At 74.2% G+C, this 16,044-nt stretch carries 13 protein-coding genes and 1 pseudogene; 9 read left to right on the forward strand and 5 right to left on the reverse strand.

From position 1 onward, the window contains the following. Positions 1–175: 175 nt before the first annotated feature. The 7 genes and pseudogenes from ACQEVS_RS29115 to ACQEVS_RS29145 all read left to right on the forward strand — a co-directional run bounded on the left by ACQEVS_RS29115 (position 176) and on the right by ACQEVS_RS29145 (position 7,169). Positions 176–364 (forward strand): hypothetical protein, encoded by a 189-nt coding sequence (locus ACQEVS_RS29115; RefSeq protein ID WP_433025307.1) that lies wholly within the window; start codon positions 176–178, stop codon positions 362–364. Beyond that, positions 361–792 carry a monovalent cation/H+ antiporter complex subunit F gene (locus tag ACQEVS_RS29120; RefSeq protein ID WP_433025310.1) on the forward strand — a complete coding sequence of 144 codons (432 nt, stop codon included), beginning with the start codon at positions 361–363 and terminating at the stop codon, positions 790–792. The genes ACQEVS_RS29115 and ACQEVS_RS29120 overlap by 4 nt, the downstream gene beginning before the upstream one ends. After that, positions 785–1,066: a Na(+)/H(+) antiporter subunit B gene (locus ACQEVS_RS29125; RefSeq protein ID WP_433025313.1), complete on the forward strand. Its 282-nt coding sequence runs from the start codon at positions 785–787 to the stop codon at positions 1,064–1,066. The genes ACQEVS_RS29120 and ACQEVS_RS29125 overlap by 8 nt, the downstream gene beginning before the upstream one ends. After that, entirely contained in the window at positions 1,063–1,815 is a 753-nt protein-coding gene (locus ACQEVS_RS29130) for an MnhB domain-containing protein (protein WP_433025316.1), read from the forward strand. Before ACQEVS_RS29125 ends, ACQEVS_RS29130 begins: the two co-directional genes overlap by 4 nt. After that, positions 1,812–2,159, forward strand: a complete 348-nt coding sequence (locus ACQEVS_RS29135; protein WP_004950496.1) for a sodium:proton antiporter — start codon at positions 1,812–1,814, stop codon at positions 2,157–2,159. The genes ACQEVS_RS29130 and ACQEVS_RS29135 overlap by 4 nt, the downstream gene beginning before the upstream one ends. 4 nt (positions 2,160–2,163) lie before the next feature. Then, positions 2,164–3,954 (forward strand): complex I subunit 5 family protein, encoded by a 1,791-nt coding sequence (locus ACQEVS_RS29140; protein ID WP_433025319.1) that lies wholly within the window; start codon positions 2,164–2,166, stop codon positions 3,952–3,954. Positions 3,955–4,092: 138 nt separating this feature from the next. Next, positions 4,093–7,169 (forward strand): annotated as a pseudogene (locus ACQEVS_RS29145) (FAD-binding and (Fe-S)-binding domain-containing protein). An 18-nt stretch (positions 7,170–7,187) separates the two neighbouring features. On the opposite strand, the gene ACQEVS_RS29150 reads toward ACQEVS_RS29145, so the two are convergent. Further along, entirely contained in the window at positions 7,188–9,689 is a 2,502-nt protein-coding gene (locus tag ACQEVS_RS29150) for a M64 family metallopeptidase (protein WP_433025322.1), read from the reverse strand. Positions 9,690–10,234: 545 nt separating this feature from the next. After that, the gene (locus ACQEVS_RS29155) at positions 10,235–11,254 is read right to left on the reverse strand and encodes an SDR family oxidoreductase (protein ID WP_433025325.1); all 1,020 of its coding nucleotides are present in this window, start codon (positions 11,252–11,254) and stop codon (positions 10,235–10,237) included. Positions 11,255–11,391: 137 nt separating this feature from the next. Between ACQEVS_RS29155 and ACQEVS_RS29160 the strand changes: the two genes are divergently transcribed. Together ACQEVS_RS29160 and ACQEVS_RS29165 are read left to right on the forward strand one after the other, a co-directional pair. Next, complete coding sequence (locus ACQEVS_RS29160; RefSeq protein ID WP_433025328.1) at positions 11,392–12,240, forward strand: polysaccharide deacetylase family protein; 849 nt, start codon at positions 11,392–11,394, stop codon at positions 12,238–12,240. A gap of 67 nt (positions 12,241–12,307) precedes the next feature. Continuing rightward, complete coding sequence (locus ACQEVS_RS29165; protein WP_433025331.1) at positions 12,308–12,616, forward strand: hypothetical protein; 309 nt, start codon at positions 12,308–12,310, stop codon at positions 12,614–12,616. Between the two features lie 24 nt (positions 12,617–12,640). Here the strand turns inward: ACQEVS_RS29165 and ACQEVS_RS29170 are convergent, their stop codons facing one another. The 3 genes from ACQEVS_RS29170 to ACQEVS_RS29180 form a co-directional block, all read right to left on the reverse strand. Then, positions 12,641–13,345, reverse strand: coding sequence for a Clp protease N-terminal domain-containing protein (locus ACQEVS_RS29170; protein WP_433025334.1), 705 nt, complete (start codon positions 13,343–13,345; stop codon positions 12,641–12,643). Positions 13,346–13,550: 205 nt separating this feature from the next. Beyond that, on the reverse strand, positions 13,551–14,117 hold the full coding sequence (locus ACQEVS_RS29175; protein ID WP_433025337.1) for a GNAT family N-acetyltransferase: 567 nt from the start codon (positions 14,115–14,117) through the stop codon (positions 13,551–13,553). A 102-nt stretch (positions 14,118–14,219) separates the two neighbouring features. Beyond that, on the reverse strand, positions 14,220–15,743 hold the full coding sequence (locus ACQEVS_RS29180; RefSeq protein ID WP_433025340.1) for a M28 family metallopeptidase: 1,524 nt from the start codon (positions 15,741–15,743) through the stop codon (positions 14,220–14,222). Between the last annotated feature and the right edge of the window lie 301 nt (positions 15,744–16,044).

The raw sequence follows: 16,044 nt of genomic DNA on the forward strand, positions 1-16,044 counted from the left end.
CCGCCGGGCCGGACGCACCGCCCACCCGCCCGGACACGCGGGCGTTCCGGGTCCGCGCCCCCGTCCCCGGCGTCTGGTATTCGTGCCCTGACCACCGCTTCCCCGCGCCGCCCGCATGGCCGGCCGGGAGCCGGGTATCCGGGGGCGGCCGGGGGTCGAGCAGGGAGGAGCGGGCATGCGCATGCCGGACAAGGGCCGTGCCGTCGTCGCCGTCGAGACGCTGGGGTGGTGGGCCGGGCTCACCCTGCTGTGGGTGGTGCTGATCTCATCCGTGGACGTCCTGGAGGCCGGGGTCGGGGCGGGGGCCGCGGCGGTCGGGGCGTGGGCGGCCCGGGCGGCGCGGCGGGCGGCGGCCGAGCGGTGAACTGGTGGCTGGCGGGCGCCGCCCTTCTCGTCGCCGGCGGGCTCGGCCCCTGTCTCTGGGGCGCCGCGACCGGCGGCACCGGCCGCCGGATGACCGCGCAGAACACCGCGACACTCCTGCTGTGCCTGGTGTTCCTGCTGCTCGCCCAGGGCTATCGGCGGCCCGCCTACACCGACCTCGCCCTCGTCGTCTCCGTGCTCGGCCCGGCGGGCACCCTGGTCTTCGTCCGGCTCTTCGAGACGTCGCCGGACGCGGTGGGCGGCGGATCCCGGCTGCTCAGCCCGCTCGTCGCCGCGGCGACCGTCGCCACCGTCGTCCCGCTCTGCGTCGCCACCGGCCCCGGCCGGGCCATGGCCAAACTGATCGTGATCGGCGTGCTGCTGCTCGCCGGGGGAGCGGTCACCACCCGGGCGGTGCGCGGTGGATGACGTCCTCGGCGGCCTCGCGCTGCTCCTCGTCGCGGCGGCCGCGACCGCCGCCGTCCTCAACCGGGACCCGGCCCGGCAGGCCCTCGTCCTGTCGCTCCTCGGTCTGGCGCTCGCCGTCCTGTTCACCGTGGACCAGGCGCCGGACGTCGGCCTCTCGCAGCTCGCCGTCGGGTCGGCGATCACCCCGCTGATGATCCTGCTGACGGTCCGCAAGGTGCGGCGGACCGGCCGGAGTCGGCAGGGAGAGGACGAGGAGAAGGGGCGGTCCCGGTGAGCCGCCGCGTCCGGCTGTGGGTCCTGGCCCTGGGGCTGCTCGCCACCGCCGCCCTCTTCGCCGCCGCCTGCGTCGAACTGCCGCCGTTCGGCGGCGCCCGGCACCCCTACGGCGACCGCGCCGTGCACGCCGCGCTGCTCCGGCACACCGCCAACACCATCTCCTCCGTCAACTTCGACCAGCGCGCCCTCGACACCCTCGGCGAGGAGAGCATCCTGTTCGGCTCCGTCCTCGGCACCGTCGTCCTCCTCCGGCAGACGAGCGACGAGCACCGGACCGCCCCCCGGCCCGCGCCCGTGCCGGCCCCGACCCGCCGCTACGGGCTGCTCCTGCTGCCCGTCACCCTCCTCATCGGCCTGTACGTCGTCGCCCACGGCCAGCTCAGCCCCGGCGGCGGCTTCCAGGGCGGCGTGGTCGTCGCCACCGCCGTGCACCTGCTCTACATCGCCGTCGACTACCGGGCCCTGGAACGCGTCCGGCCGCTCGGCGTCTACGAGATCGCCGACGCCGCGGGTGAGGCCGCGTACGTCCTCACCGGCGCGGGCGGGCTGCTCGCCGGCGCCGCCTACCTGGCCAACGTCCTGCCGTACGGCACCTTCAACACGCTCTCCTCCGGCGGCATCGTCCCCCTGCTCAACGCCGCCGTGGGCGTGGAGGTCGCCGCCGCCGTGGTCGTCCTGCTGGCTCGGTTCCTCGGGCAGGCCCTGGAGATCGAGGGCGGCGAGGGCCCGGGGGAGGGGACGGGATGAGCGTGCTGCCCTACCTCGTCGCCGGCTGGATCTTCCTGGTCGGCGTGTACGGCATGGCGACCAGCCGCGACCTCGTGCACGCCGTCGGCTGCCTGTCCGTCACCCAGTCCTCCACCTACGTCCTGCTCCTGGCCGTCGGCTACCGCAAGGGCGGCACCGCGCCGGTCTTCTCCGACATCGCGCCCGGCTCCCGGCCCGTCGTCGACCCCGTCGTGCAGGCCCTCGCCCTCACCGACGTCGTCGTCGGCGCGACGGTCACGGCGCTGCTGCTGGCCCTCGTCGTGCAGATCGCCAAACGGCACGGCACCACCGACCCCGACGCCCTGTCCGAACTGAAGGGCTGACCCGGTGGACCGGCTGCTCCCGCTGATCGTCGTGGTGCCGCTGCTCGGTGCCGCCCTGCTGGCCGGCGCGGGCCGGTGGATGCCCCGGCCGGTCGCCGAGACCCTCGGCTGCCTCTGCGCCGCCGCCTCCGCCGGCCTCGCCGCGGCCGCCCTCGCCGGCGGCCCGCACATCGTCTGGGCCGGCGACTGGCGGCCGGCCGGCGGCCACGGGGTCGGCATCGTCCTCACCGGCGACCGCACCGGCACCGGCCTCGCCGCCCTCACCTCGCTCCTCGTCGTCACCGTCCTCGCCTACGCCTGGCGCTACTTCGACGAACCGCCGCGCGGCCACACCGGCTCCTTCCCCGCCCTCATCCTCCTCTTCCAGGCGGGCATGTGCGGCTTCGCCCTCACCGGCGACCTCTTCAACGCCTTCGTCTTCTTCGAACTCATGGGCGCCGTCGGTTACGCCCTCACCGGCTACCGCGTCGAGGAGGCCCGTCCCGTGCAGGGCGCGCTCGCCTTCGGCTTCGTCAACTCCCTCGGCGCCTACGCCACACTCCTCGGCATCGCCCTGCTCTACGCCCGCACCGGCGAGCTCGGCATGGCCCAGGCCGGGCGTGAACTCGACGCGCTCGGCCGGCACGACGCCCTGGTCCTCGCCTCGTTCGTGCTCATCCTCACCGGCCTGCTGGTGAAGGCCGCCGCCGTGCCCTTCCACTTCTGGCTGCCGGACGCGCACGCCGTGGCCCCGACGCCCGTTTGCATGCTGCTCTCCGGCGTCATGGTGGAGATGGGCGTGTACGGCGCCGCCCGCGTGTACGTGACGGTCTTCGCCGGGCCCGGCGGCGTCCCCGCCGAGGACTTCCGGCGCGCCCTGACCGTTCTCGGCCTGCTCACCGCCCTCACCGGCGCCACCCTGTGCTGGCAGCAGCGGCACCTGAAACGGCTGCTCGCCTTCTCCACCGTCGCCCACACCGGCCTGTTCCTCGCCGGGCTCGCGGCGCTCGAACCCGACGGCGTCACCGGCGTGTTCCTGTACGTCCTCGGGCACGCGGGCGTCAAGGCCGCCCTCTTCGCGTGCACCGGCGCGCTCCTCGACCGCTACGGCGGCGTCGACGAGCACCGGCTGCACGGGCGGGCGCGCGAGATGCGCGGCGTCGGCGCCCTCTACGCGGCGGGCGGGCTCGCCCTCGCCGGGCTGCCGCCGTTCGGGACCGCGCTCGGCAAGGCGCTGGCCGAGGGGCAGGCCGTGTGGCTGACCGCCCTGTACGTCGTGGTCTCGGCGGTGACCGGCGGCGCGGTGCTGCGGGCCGCCGCCCGTGTGTTCCTCGGCGCCGGCCCCCGCGAGGAGGACGAGTGCGGCGCCCCCGAGACCACCGGCGACCAGGAGCTGCCCGAGACCGCCCGCCGGGTGCGCCGGCTGCCGTCGCTGATGGCCGCGGTCGCCGCCCTCCTGCTCACCGGCGCCCTCGCCGTCGGGACCGTGCCCGCCCTCGCCCGCGAGGCGGCCGGCGCGGCGCGCGCCTTCACCGACCACGCCGGGTACGCGGCCACCGTGCTGGACGGCACGCATGCCCGGCTCGGCGCGGGGCACCCGTACGCGTGGTGGAGCCCGGCCGGTGTGGGCCTCGGCCTGCTCTCGGCCCTGCTCGCCACCGGGCTGGCGGCGCTCGGCGTACGCGGTGCCGTCCCGGCCCGGCGGTGGGCGGCCCCACTGCGCCGGCTGCACTCCGGGCACGTCGGCGACTACGTGGCGTGGGCGGTGGCCGGCATCGGACTGCTGTCGGCGCTGATCCTGTGGCCAGGCGGCTGACCGGCCGGGCGGCCGGGCGGACCCGCCGGACGAGGGGCCCCGATCGGGCGCCCACGCCCTGCGGCGCCCCGCCCCGGATGCCACGGTGGTCGTGGACGACCGGCGGCGCGCCCGGCCCGCCGAACGGAGGGAGACCCGATGACGGACGGACGGGCGACGGGGGAGACGGAGGAGAAGGCGCTGAGCGCGGCACGCCGGGCGCTGTCGCGGCGCGTCGACGGCGAGGTGCGCTTCGACGCCGGCAGCCGCGGCGCGTACTCCACCGACGGGTCCAACTACCGGCAGCCGCCCCTCGGCGTCGTCCTTCCGCGCACCGTGGACGCCGGCGCGGAGGCGGTCGCCGTGTGCGCCGAGTACGGGCTCCCCGTCCTCTCCCGCGGCGGCGGCACCAGCCTCGCCGGCCAGACCACCAACCGGGCCGTCGTCATCGACTGGTCCAAGTACTGCCACCGGCTCGTCTCGGTCGACCCCGAGGCCCGCACCTGCGTCGTCGAACCCGGCATCGTCCTCGACGACCTCAACCGGCAACTCGCCCCGCACAAGCTGAAGTTCGGGCCGAAGCCGTCCACGCACGGCCAGTGCACCATCGGCGGCATGATCGGCAACAACTCGTGCGGCGCCACCGCCCAGTCCTACGGCAAGACCGTCGACAACCTCCGCCGCCTGGAGATCCTCACCTACGACGGACTCCGCTGCTGGACCGGCGCCACCGACGACGAGGAGTACGAGCGGATCCAGGCCGCCGACGGCCGCCGCGCCCAGCTCTACCGGGGCCTGCGCGGCCTGGCCGACCGCCACCTCGCCGCGATCCGGCGCGGCTACCCCCGCATCCCCCGCCGCGTCTCCGGCTACAACCTCGACTCCCTCCTCCCCGAGAACGGCTTCCACGTCGCCCGCGCCCTGGCCGGCAGCGAGGGCACCCTCGTCACCGTGCTGCACGCCGAGATCGACCTGGTCCCCGTACCGGCCGCCGCCACCGTCCTCGTCCTCGGCTACGACGACATCTGCGCCGCCGCCGACGACGTACCCCGCCTCCTCGACAACTGCCACCCCGACCAACTGGAGGCCATCGACCACCGCATGGCCCAGCTGATGCGCGAGGAGGGCGCCTACCTCGACTCCCTCGAACGCCTCCCGGCGGGCAACAGCTGGCTGCTCCTCCAGTTCACCGGCGACAGCACCGAGGAGACCGACGACAAGGCCCGCGCCCTGCTGCGGGCCATCGACCGGACCGAGGACGCCCCGGACGTCGCCCTGTCCGACGACCCCGAACGCGAAGAGGAGATGCTCAAGGCCCGCGAGGCCGGCCTCGGCGTCACCGCCCGGCCGCCCGACGACCGCGAGACCTGGGAAGGCTGGGAGGACTCCGCCGTCCCCCGGACCGGCTGGGCGACTACCTGCGCGACCTCAAGAAGCTGTTCGCCGAGTTCGGGTACGAGAGCGCGTCCCTCTACGGGCACTTCGGCCAGGGCTGCGTCCACACCCGCGTCCCCTTCGGCCTGCGCACCGCCGAGGGCGTCGCCGACTTCCGCCGCTTCCTGCACCGGGCCGCCGACCTCGTGCACGAGTACGGCGGCTCCCTCTCCGGCGAGCACGGCGACGGGCAGGCGCGGGGCGAACTGCTCGTCCGCATGTTCGGCGAGCGGCTGGTGGGCGCGTTCGCCGAGCTCAAGCAGCTCTGCGACCCCGACGACCGGATGAACCCCGGCAAGGTCGTCCACCCCCACCGCGTCGACGAAAACCTGCGCCTCGGCCCGCTGTGGCGGCCCTCCGTCGAGGACACCCACTTCCGCTACCCGGAGGACGACCACGAGTTCGGCCGGGCGGTGCTCCGCTGCGTCGGCGTCGGCAAGTGCCGCACCAGCACCGGCGGCGTCATGTGCCCCTCCTACCGTGCCACCCGCGAGGAGGAGCACTCCACCCGCGGCCGCTCCCGGCTCCTCTTCGAGATGCTGAACGGCCACGAGGACTCGACCGTCACCGACGGCTGGCGCTCCACCGCCGTCCGCGACGCCCTCGACCTCTGCCTGGCCTGCAAGGGCTGCAAGTCCGACTGCCCGGTCGGCGTGGACATGGCCACCTACAAGGCCGAGTTCCTCGCCCACCACTACGCCGGCCGGCTCCGGCCCGCCGCCCACTACTCGCTGGGCTGGCTCCCGGTGTGGGCCCGGCTCGCCCGCGTCGCGCCCCGCGCCGTCAACGCGCTGCTCCAGGCGCCCGGCCTGGGCGCCGTCGGAAAACGCCTCGCCGGCGTGGCGGGGGAGCGGGAACTGCCGCTGTTCGCCGAGGAGTCGTTCCTCGACTGGTGGCGGGCGCGCGGCGCGCCCGCGCCCGACCCCGCCGACCCGCGCACGGTCCTGCTCTGGCCGGACACCTTCAGCACCCACTTCCACCCGAACGTCGCGCGGTCCGCCGTCCGGGTGCTGGAGGACGCCGGTTTCCGGGTCGCCGTCCCCGAACGGCCCGTCTGCTGCGGCCTCACCTGGATCTCCACCGGCCAACTGGACACGGCCCAGCGCGTGCTGCGCCGCACCCTCGACACCCTCGGCCCGTGGATCGCGGCCGGGACGCCCGTCGTCGGCCTGGAACCCTCCTGCACCGCCGTGTTCCGTGCCGACGCGCCCGAGCTGATGCCGGAGGACCAGGACGTCCAGCGGCTCTCGGAGCAGTTCCTCACCTTCTCCGAGCTGCTGGTCAACCGGGCGCCGCACGGTTGGCGGCCGCCACGCGCGGCGCGTACGGCGCTGGTGCAGACGCACTGCCACCAGCACGCCGTCATGAAGTTCGACGCCGACACGGAGCTGATGAAACGCGCCGGGCTGCACGCCGACGTCCTCGACGAGGGCTGCTGCGGCCTCGCCGGCAACTTCGGCTTCGAACGCGGCCACCACGACCTCTCCATGACCGTCGGCGAACAGGGCGTCCTCCCCGCCGTCCGCGCCGCCGGGCCCGCCACGTACGTCCTCGCCGACGGCTTCAGCTGCCGCACCCAGATCGAGCAGGGCGGCACCGGCCGCCGGGCCATGCACCTGGCCGAGGCACTCGTCCTCGGCCTCGACGGCCCGGCGCCCGCCGAACACCCGGAGAAACTGGGCGCGTTGCGTCCGGACCGGCGGCGGAGGGACGCGTGGGCGGTGGCGGCGGTCGCCGGCGCCGGGGTGGTGGGGGCGGTGGCGGCCGCGGCCCGGGGCGTGGCCCGGGGCCGCGGCGAGTGAGGGGGTGCTCCAAGGGCCTCAGATGGGGAACACGCCGTGGTCGTACCAGCCGTTCCCGGCCTGCTGGTCCCACCAGGCGCTCCACACCCGCCCGTTGGACCCCGCCCAGAAGACGTCCAGGTGCCCGGAGGTCCGGGCCACCGCCGTGACGCCGCTGCCCAGGACGGCCGGTACGGGCCACTGGGCGGCGACGGGGAAGACCCCGTGGTCGTACCAGCCCATGCCGGAGATCTGGTCCCACCAGGCGCTCCAGACCTTGCCGTCCGTGCCGGTCCAGAAGACGTCGAGGTGGCCGCTGGTGCGGGCGACGGCGGCGATGCCCGTGCCGGGGGCGGCGGGGACGGGGAAGTCACGGGCGATGGGGAACGCGCCGTGGTCGTACCAGCCGTTTCCGGCGGCCTGATCCCACCAGTTGCTCCAGATCTTCCCATCGGTGCCGGCCCAGAAGACGTCGAGGTGACCGCCGGTGCGGGCGACGGCCGCCACGCCCGAGCCGGGGGCGACCTGGACCGGGAAGTCGCGAGCGATGGGGAACGCCGCATGGTCGTACCAGCCCGCGCCGGCGTTCTGGTCCCACCAGGCGCTCCAGACCTTCCCGTCCGTACCGGCCCAGAAGACATCCAGGTGTCCGGAGGTGCGGGCGACGGAGGTCACCGCCGTGCCGGGAGCGGCCTGGGCCGGGAAGTCGCGGGCGATGGGGAAGGCGCCGTGGTCGTACCAGCCGTTTCCGGCGTTCTGGTCCCACCAGTTGCTCCAGATCTTTCCGTCGGTGCCGGCCCAGAAGACGTCGAGGTGGCCGCTGGTGCGGGCGACGGCGGTGATGCCCGTGCCGGGGGCGGCGGGGACGGGAAACTCGCGCGCGATGGGGAACGCGCCGTGGTCGTACCAGCCCGCGCCGGCGTTCTGGTCCCACCAGGCGCTCCAGACCTTCCCGTCTGTCCCCGCCCAGAAGACGTCCAGGTGGCCCGAGGTGCGCGCGACGGACGTGACCCCGGTGTCGTGGGCCGCCGGCGCCGGCCAGTCGCGGGCGATCGGGAACGCGCCGTGGTCGCCCCAGCCGTTCCCGGCCTGCTGGTCCCACCAGTTGCTCCAGACCTTCCCGTCGGTGTTCACCCAGAAGACGTCCAGGTGCCCCGAGGTACGCGCCACCGAGGTCACCCGGTTCGCGGGCAGCCGGGGCAGCAGCGTCTGGCGGATCCGGCGCTGGCACACCGCGCAGAACGGCTGGCCCAGCACCCGCATCCGGCAGGTGTACTGCGGCCGGAACGCGGCGCAGTGGTAGTAGTCGGCCCCCTCGAACGCGCCGACCGTGGCGGCTCCGACGGGGTTGGGCTGCGGGTCGCACACCGCGCAGTCGGCGTTCCGCGTCGTCGGCATCGCCGTGGCGGGGGCGACGAGGTCGCGCCACTTGTTCGTCGCCCGGTTGGGGTCGACGGTGACGTTGGGCTGCGCCGGCTCGACCGCCGGGTGGGTGTTGCGGTCGGTGTCGACGCCGCAGCCCAGGTAGTACTCGTACTCGTCCGCGAGACCGAACGCCGTGTGGCCCATCTCGTGCAGACCGATCTCGTTGGCGTTGGGCGCGAGGGAGAACACCGCGACCGACCCGCCCGAGCCGCCGTACACGGTGGAGTTGACGATCACCATCACCATGTTCCACTGGGGCACCTGCTGCCCCGCCACCGTCAGGGCGGTGCCCGTGTTGACCGTCAGCAGCCGGCGGGTGCCGTTGTTGCAGAACGCCGCGTCGAAGTACGTGGCCGGTGCCGCGCCCGTACCGCCGCAGGCCGTGGGGTCGTCGGCGCCGCTGTCGGACGAGCGGACGTCCACCCGGTACACGTTGATGGCGGGCCGTAGTCCGGTGAACGGCGCGGTGGCGAAGAGGGTGGTGACGAAGCTCTGTGCGTTCGCCGCGAACTGGCCGAGCTCGTTGGCCCGGTAGCCGTCGCCCATGATGACCAGGTTCCAGCGGGCGTTCGCCGGACCGTTGTCGACGATTTTGGTGGTGCCGACGACGGCACCGTCCCCCGTACCCATCTCAACGGCCCCCTCGGGCGTCTCGTCGGTCTCGTCCGTGTCCGGCGTGAGAGAGAAGCGCGCCACCTCGGACGCGGGGGCCAGGGCCGGCCCCGGAGCGAGCGGGCTGCTCACCAGCGCGACGTGGTCGGCCCCCTCGATCTCGGGGACCAGCACCGCGAACGTCCCCTTCGGCTCGTCCACCTGCACCCGGGCGAGCGAACGCTCGGGGTCGTCGGAGAACACCTCGGCGTCGTGGCGCACCGGGGGGTGCATGACGCGCCGGTACAGCGGCTGTCGGCGGGCGTCGCGGACCTCCACCCAGAAGCCCTTGGCGTCGGGCTGTCCGGCGAGGGCGGCCGGGCCGGTGAGGTCGTCGGTCGGCGGCGGCGCGGCGTCCACCCGCTGCCGGGAGACGAGCCGGATGTCCGGCCCCTCGTACTCGAAGATCAGCCGGACGGCGGCCGGGCCGGCCGGTCCGGAGCCGGTGTGCGGTTCGGATGTCACGGTCGTCCATCCCCATTTCCGAGGGTTCTCAGGGTTGCCGGGACGGTGCCCGGGACGCGTCCCGGGGCGGTGATCGAACGGAATCCGGGGGCGCGGCGCGGCCGGACCGCGGACCCAGGGGGCGGCCGGGAGCACCGACGACGGGATGCCCTTCGGGAAGGGGACGGAGTCCGGGACGGCAACCCGGGCGGCGGCCGGGACGGGAACCGGGATGGTGGCCGCGGCGGTGGCCGGGACGGAGACGCGTCGGCCTTTCGGGGGCGCGGGCCCGGCCGCGAACGGACGGGCGCAGGGCGGGGCAGGCGGACCACGAGCGGGCGAACGGAGGGCGGGGACCGGCCGCGTCGCACGGCCCGCATCCGGCCCGCGCACCGCTCACGCCCCGGCGGTGCCGTCGGTACGGTTGCCCGGCGCCGCCACTGGTCATGGTGAGGGCGCACGGACACCGGCGCAATACCCCCGAACGAGTGACATGGCGCGGGGCGGGAGGGGCGTGGCGGGGCGCCGGGTGCGGCCCCGCCATGCTGCGTCGGCCCCTCGCGCGGTCAGCGCCGGGCGCGCCGCAGCCCGCCGGCCACGCCCGCGCCGGCCGCCAGCACGGCCAGGGCCAGGGCGCCGCGATGGCGGGAGGCCCACGGCTGGGCGGCCCGGACGACCGCCTGGTCGTCGAAGAGGCCGTGCGCGCCGAAGTCGTGGCCGCCCTCGTCGTCCTCCGGATGCCAGAGGTTGACGGGCAGGCCGTCCTCCGTCGGCATGGACGTCTGCTGAGCGGAGAAGCCGGTCCGGGCGAGGTAGCGGTCCAGCAGCCCCGGCGCCACCGCGTTCGCGATCAGGGTGCCGACGGTGCTGCCGCCGATCCAGTACTCGCGCCGGCGCGGGTGGTCGGCCGCGTACACGATGGCCCGGGCGGCCACCTCCGGCTGGTAGATCGGCGGTACGGGCTGGGGGCGGCGCGGCATCCGGGACAACGCCCAGCGGAACTGCGGCGTGTTCAGCGCCGGCAGCTGGACCATCGTCGTCCGCACCCTGCTGCCCTCGTGCAGCAGTTCGCAGCGCAGCGACTCGTTCATGCCCTGGATGGCATGCTTGGCCCCGCAATAGGCGGACTGGAGGGGGATGCCCCGGTAGGCGAGGGCCGAGCCGACCTGCACGATCGTGCCGTGGTCGCGGGGCAGCATGCGGGACAGGGCGGCCTGGGTCCCGTACACGTACCCCAGATAGGTGACTTCCGTCGTACGCCGGAACTCGTCCGGCTCGATCTCGACGAAGGGCGCGAAGACGGTGGCGAAGGCGTTGTTGACCCAGACGTCGACCGGGCCGAACTCCTCCTCCACCCGATTCGCCGCCTCCCGCACCGCGTGCGCGTCCGCCATGTCCACGGGGATGGCGAGGGCCCTGCCCCCGGCCTTCTCGACTTCCCGGACGGCGGCGTCGAGCCCCTTCCGTCCTCGTGCCAACAGGGCGACGCTGTCTCCGCGAGCGGCGAACGCCCGGGCGGTCGCCCGCCCGACTCCGCCGCTCGCTCCGGTCACCACGACGACTTTCGGCCTCCTGCGGATGTTCACCGCCGCCGGGTACCCGGCGGGGCGGACGGCAAACGGGCGCGGGGACGGCAGACGGGCGCGGGGGCGGTAGACGGGCACGGGCGGCAAACGGGCACAAGCGGCAAACGGGCACGGGCGCGGTCCGGCATGCTCGGCGTATGCGAATCCACCGCGCACCGACGCTCGTCGCGCTGCTCGTCCTCGTCGCCCTGGCACCGGGGCCGGCCCTGAGCCCGCCCTCCGCGAACGCGGCCGGCCGCGCGAGAACCGCCGACGCCGGGAGGCCCGCGAGGCCGGCGGCTTCCGGCCCGGTGGAGCGGCTGTACGGTTCCGCGAACCGCACCTTCCCGACGACGCGGCGCGAGGTGGCCCTCACCTTCAACGCGGCCTGGGACGAGGCCGGTCTGACGGACGTCCTCCGCACGCTCGACCGGAACGGCGCGCCCGCCACCTTCTTCCCCACCGGCCGGTTCGCCGAACGCCACCCCGACGCCGTCCGGGCGATGGCCCGCCGGCACGGCATCGGCAGCCACTCGCACACCCACCCGCACTTCTCCCGCCTCACCCGCGCGGAGGCGGAGGAGGAGGTGACGGCCGCCGACCGCGCCCTCCGCGCCACGGGAGTCGTCCCCCTCCCCTTCTTCCGCTTCCCTTACGGCGAGACCACCCCGCGGACGATCGCCCACGTCAACTCCCTCGGCTACGCCGACATCGAGTGGACCACCGACACCAAGGGCTACCTCGGCACCCCCGGCGGGATGACCATCCAGCAGGCGGTGAAACGCGTCGCCGACGCCCTCCGCCCCGGCGCCATCATCCAGATGCACATCGGCTCCGCCGACGGTTCCGGCGAGGTCCTGGACGCGGAAGCGCTGCCGCAGATCATCGACTTGGTGCGGGCGCGGGGGTATGAGGTGGCCGATCTGCGGGGGTTGGCGGAAAGCGAGTCGGCACCCGCGGCGGGGGAGCGGCGTCCGCCGGATCAGGCGGGTGCGGCCGGGCGGTAATCGACGTGACGGGCCGGAGCCCGGGCTCTTCGTTGCCGTGCCGGGGGAAAGCGACGATGCTGGCCCGATGCCGGGACAGCGGAAGAGGAAACGTCAGCAGGAGCGGGAGAGGGAACGGGCCACCGACCGGTTCGCGCCCGAGGCGGGGTGGTGGCAGGTGCTGTTCGAGACCCGGGACGAGGGGGAGTGGCACGCGCACCTGCGGGGGCTTCGGGAGGCGGAGCCCGGGATCGACTGGTCGGCGATGCGGATGGACATGTTCTGCGGGCGCCTGACGCAGCCGACCGTCTTCCGGCTGAGCCGGTTCGTGCCACATGCCGCGTCCGCGCCCGCGTCGGCTTCCGGCTCCGGCCCGGGGCAAGGGAGTGCCCCGTGACCGGAGCGGCGAACTGACGGTCCGCTACTGTTCGTCGCGCCCGGCGAGCCGTTCGGCGATCTCCGCCTTGACCGTCTCGTGCAGCTCGTCCGACGTGAAGCCGAGGCCGCGCAGGATCCGCGCGGCCGCGCTCTCCTCGACGCGGATCAGTCCCAGCAGCATGTGTTCCGTGCCGATCCGGTCGTGGCCGAGGTCGGCCGAGGCGAGGCGGGCCTGGTCGATGGCCTCCTTGCTCTCCGTCCGGAACGCGATGTGACCTCGCGGCGCCTTCTCTCCGGCCGGCGGCAGCGCTTCGTCGATCGCGTCGCGGACGCGCTGCGCCGACCCGCCCTTCGCCACCAGCAGCTCGTACGCGAGGCCGCGCGGCTCGCCGAGCAGGCCGAGGAGCAGGTGTTCCGTACCGATGAAGTCGTGCTTGTGGGTCCGGGCGGCCTCCTGCGCCAGCACGATGCCGTGCCGGTTCAGCTCGGTGAACCGCTCGAACGGGGCGGGGGTGTGGCGTTGCTGGGCGGCCTGTTTGGACACGCCGATGGCGTCGCCGATCTCGGTCCAGGAGGCGCCGTTCCGCTTGGCCTTGCTGACGTAGTGGTCGATGAGCTGGTCACCGAGGTCGGTCAGCGTCTGGGCGCGAATCCGCGCCTCGCTGATGCGGGCCAGCACGTTGGCGTCGGGGAGTTCCTCGTCAAGCCGGGCGATCAGGTCGGCGAGGCTGATGTCGAGTGGGCTCATGCGTCAAGTCTGTCTTGACGCACACTCGCCGTCAAGGGCTGGTTGACGCGCATTCGAGTCGTGAGATCAGAATCAGGACCATGATTTACCTCGCGCTCGCCGGCTTCGTCGTACTGGGGCTGGTGTCCCTCCTCGCCGCTGTCAGCCGCGCGTGAAGCGCGAGCAGCGGCGGTCCGCCGGGGCGGCAACGGCCGCGTACCGCCGGTTACGGCGCGGGGAACCCCTCCGGGGCCCGCCACTCGTGTTCCAGGACCGCGTGGACGACGGAGTCGCGCCACACCCCGTCCACGAAGAACTGCTCCCGTATCCGGCCCTCTTCGGCCAGCCCCGCCTTCGCCAGCGTCCTGCCCGAGGCGGTGTTGGACGGGGAGCGGGTGGCCCAGATCCGGTGCAGTCCCAGGTGCCGGAAGCCGAGTGCGCAGAGCAGGTGAACCGTTTCGGTGCCGAGGCCGGCACCCCACGTGTCGGGGTGGAGCATGAAGCCGATGGTGCCGGCCTTCTCGGAGAACGGGTCCAAATCGAGGTCGGCCCGCCCGATCAGCCGGCCGTCGGCCGAGCGGACCACGCCGAGCATGTGGACGACGCGCGGCACCGCGCCCGCGTGGACCGCCGCGCGCGAGATCGAGTCCGCGACCTCGTCCCGGCTCTGCGCCCGGCCCTTCATGTGGTGCGCGACGTCGGCGTGCCCCTGGACGGCGTGGAGCGCGTCGAGGTCGGTACCGCGGAGCTCGCGGAGGTGGAGCCGGGAGCCGGTGACGGTGATCGGGTTCATGGGGGCAAGTTAACTCGCACCTCTTCCTTTCCGCTTCGTCTCCGCTCGGCGCCGGGGCGGGCCGGCCGTGACCGTGACCGGGCCGGCCCGCCCCCGCCCGCGTCAGCCGCGCGTGCCCCCGCCCAAGGAGCTCAGGTCGTGGGCGTAGATGCCGACCGCGTGGGCGATGACGTCGATGTTGGTGTCGAACGCCTTGAGGTCGAGGTTCGACAGGTTGTCGCCCTTCGCGTGGTAGTTGGGGTCGAACGGGGCACCGGCCTTGCCGCCGAACTTGGCGGCCTGTTCCTTCGTCTTGATGCCCTCGGCGCCGGTGAAGGTGCCGCCGGCGGGGATGCCGGTGGCGATGAACGGGCCGTAGTCGGAGCGGCCGTCGAAGTCGGTGCCCTCGTGGGGCTTGCCCTTGCGGTCGAGGTAGCCGTTGATCAGCTTCTCGATCTCCGCCGAACCCTTGGGGCCGGGGCCGGAGCCCTTGTGGTCGGAGTCGTCGCCGTCGTAGACGAGCTGGGCCGCGTTGGGCGAGGCGATCATGTCGAAGTTGAGGTAAAGGGCGATCTTCTTGCGCTCGGCGTCGGAGAGCCGCGCGACGTAGTGCTCGGAGCCGAGCAGGCCCAGCTCCTCGCCCGACCACCAGGCGAAGCGGACCTTGTTGGTGGGCTGCTGACCGCTGTGACGGGTCCGCTCGGCGAGCTTGAGGGCGACCTCCAGCAGGCCGGCGGAGCCCGACCCGTTGTCGTTGATGCCCGGGCCCTCCGGGACGGAGTCGAGGTGGCTGCCGAGCGCGACGACGTGGCGCGGGTCGCCGCCCCGCGTCTCGGCGATCACATTGGGGGTACGCCGCTTGATGTGCTGCTGCTGGATGTCGAGGGCGACCCGCACCTCGCCCTTGGCCGCCGCCGCGGCCAGCGCCTCGCCGTCGGCCTGGGAGATGCCGGCGGTGGGCACCTTCCCGTCGGCCGGGCTCCCGAACGACGGCTTCGCCACGCCGCCCGCGACGTTGTTGTAAATGATCGTGCCGACGGCGCCCGCCTGCGCGGCGGCCTTCTGCTTCTCGGCGAACGTGCAGCCGCCGCGCTTCACGAGGGCGATCCGGCCGGTGAAGACCGTCCCCGCGTAGTCGTCGGCCGTGCAGCCGGAGTCCTTGTCCACCCGGGCGAGCGCGAGCGGCGCCAGCAGCCCCGCCTTCGGCGTCGACGGCGAGAACTCCGCCGCCGCGACCTTGAGATCACGGGCGTCGGGGGAGACGACCGACAGCTTCTCGGTCAGCGTCTTCGCCTGCCAGACGTCGAACCACTGGTACGAAACCCGGTAACCGGCCTTCTCCAGCAGCCGGTGGACGTACGCGGCCGACGCCTCGTGACCCGGCGTCCCCGCGGCCCGGTTGCCGCCGTTGGCGTCCGCGATCCGCTGCAGCGCCTTGAGGTGCCGGTACGCCCCCTTCGCCGACGCGTCCCGCTCCAACTGCCTCGCGAGCCGCTCGGCCTTCTGATGCTGCCGGGCCGGACCGTCGGCGGTCCGGGCGTCGGCCGGTGCGGCGGAGAGGAGCACGGGGGCCGCGACGGCGGTGGATATGAGGGCGGCCAGTGCTTTGCGGCCACGCAGGCCACGGGGGCGACGGGGGAGACGCACGGGGTCTGGTCCTTTCTCGGGGACGGGTGCGGTGTACTGGTACGGACTTTAAGGAGCCCCGGTCGGGCGGCGGGAGCCCTCGCCGGCTTCCGACACAAGATCGCCACATGCCGGTCATGGGAAGGCGGCGGCCGCCGCCAGGTGTCGCCGTAGGGGTCACCCGGCCGAGGCGGGCCGTGCGTTGTCCGCGCACGGCCGCCGTACGCCGCCGCCCGTCCAGGGGCCGCCGATCAGCGACGCCGAAACCGGGCACGTCCACGCCCGTGCGCCCCCGGTTCTCAGTGCGGCGAAGGCGCGGTGA

It is taken from the genome of Streptomyces sp. CA-181903 (assembly GCF_050937075.1).
In the GTDB taxonomy this organism is placed as follows: domain Bacteria; phylum Actinomycetota; class Actinomycetes; order Streptomycetales; family Streptomycetaceae; genus Streptomyces.

Coding starts and splice junctions, on each gene's coding strand:
- ACQEVS_RS29115 (WP_433025307.1), top strand. CDS start 176: ATGCGCATGCCGGACAAGGGCCGTGCCGTCGTCGCCGTCGAGACGCTG.
- ACQEVS_RS29135 (WP_004950496.1), top strand. CDS start 1,812: ATGAGCGTGCTGCCCTACCTCGTCGCCGGCTGGATCTTCCTGGTCGGC.
- ACQEVS_RS29160 (WP_433025328.1), top strand. CDS start 11,392: ATGCGAATCCACCGCGCACCGACGCTCGTCGCGCTGCTCGTCCTCGTC.
- ACQEVS_RS29165 (WP_433025331.1), top strand. CDS start 12,308: ATGCCGGGACAGCGGAAGAGGAAACGTCAGCAGGAGCGGGAGAGGGAA.
- ACQEVS_RS29170 (WP_433025334.1), bottom strand. CDS start 13,345: ATGAGCCCACTCGACATCAGCCTCGCCGACCTGATCGCCCGGCTTGAC.
- ACQEVS_RS29175 (WP_433025337.1), bottom strand. CDS start 14,117: ATGAACCCGATCACCGTCACCGGCTCCCGGCTCCACCTCCGCGAGCTC.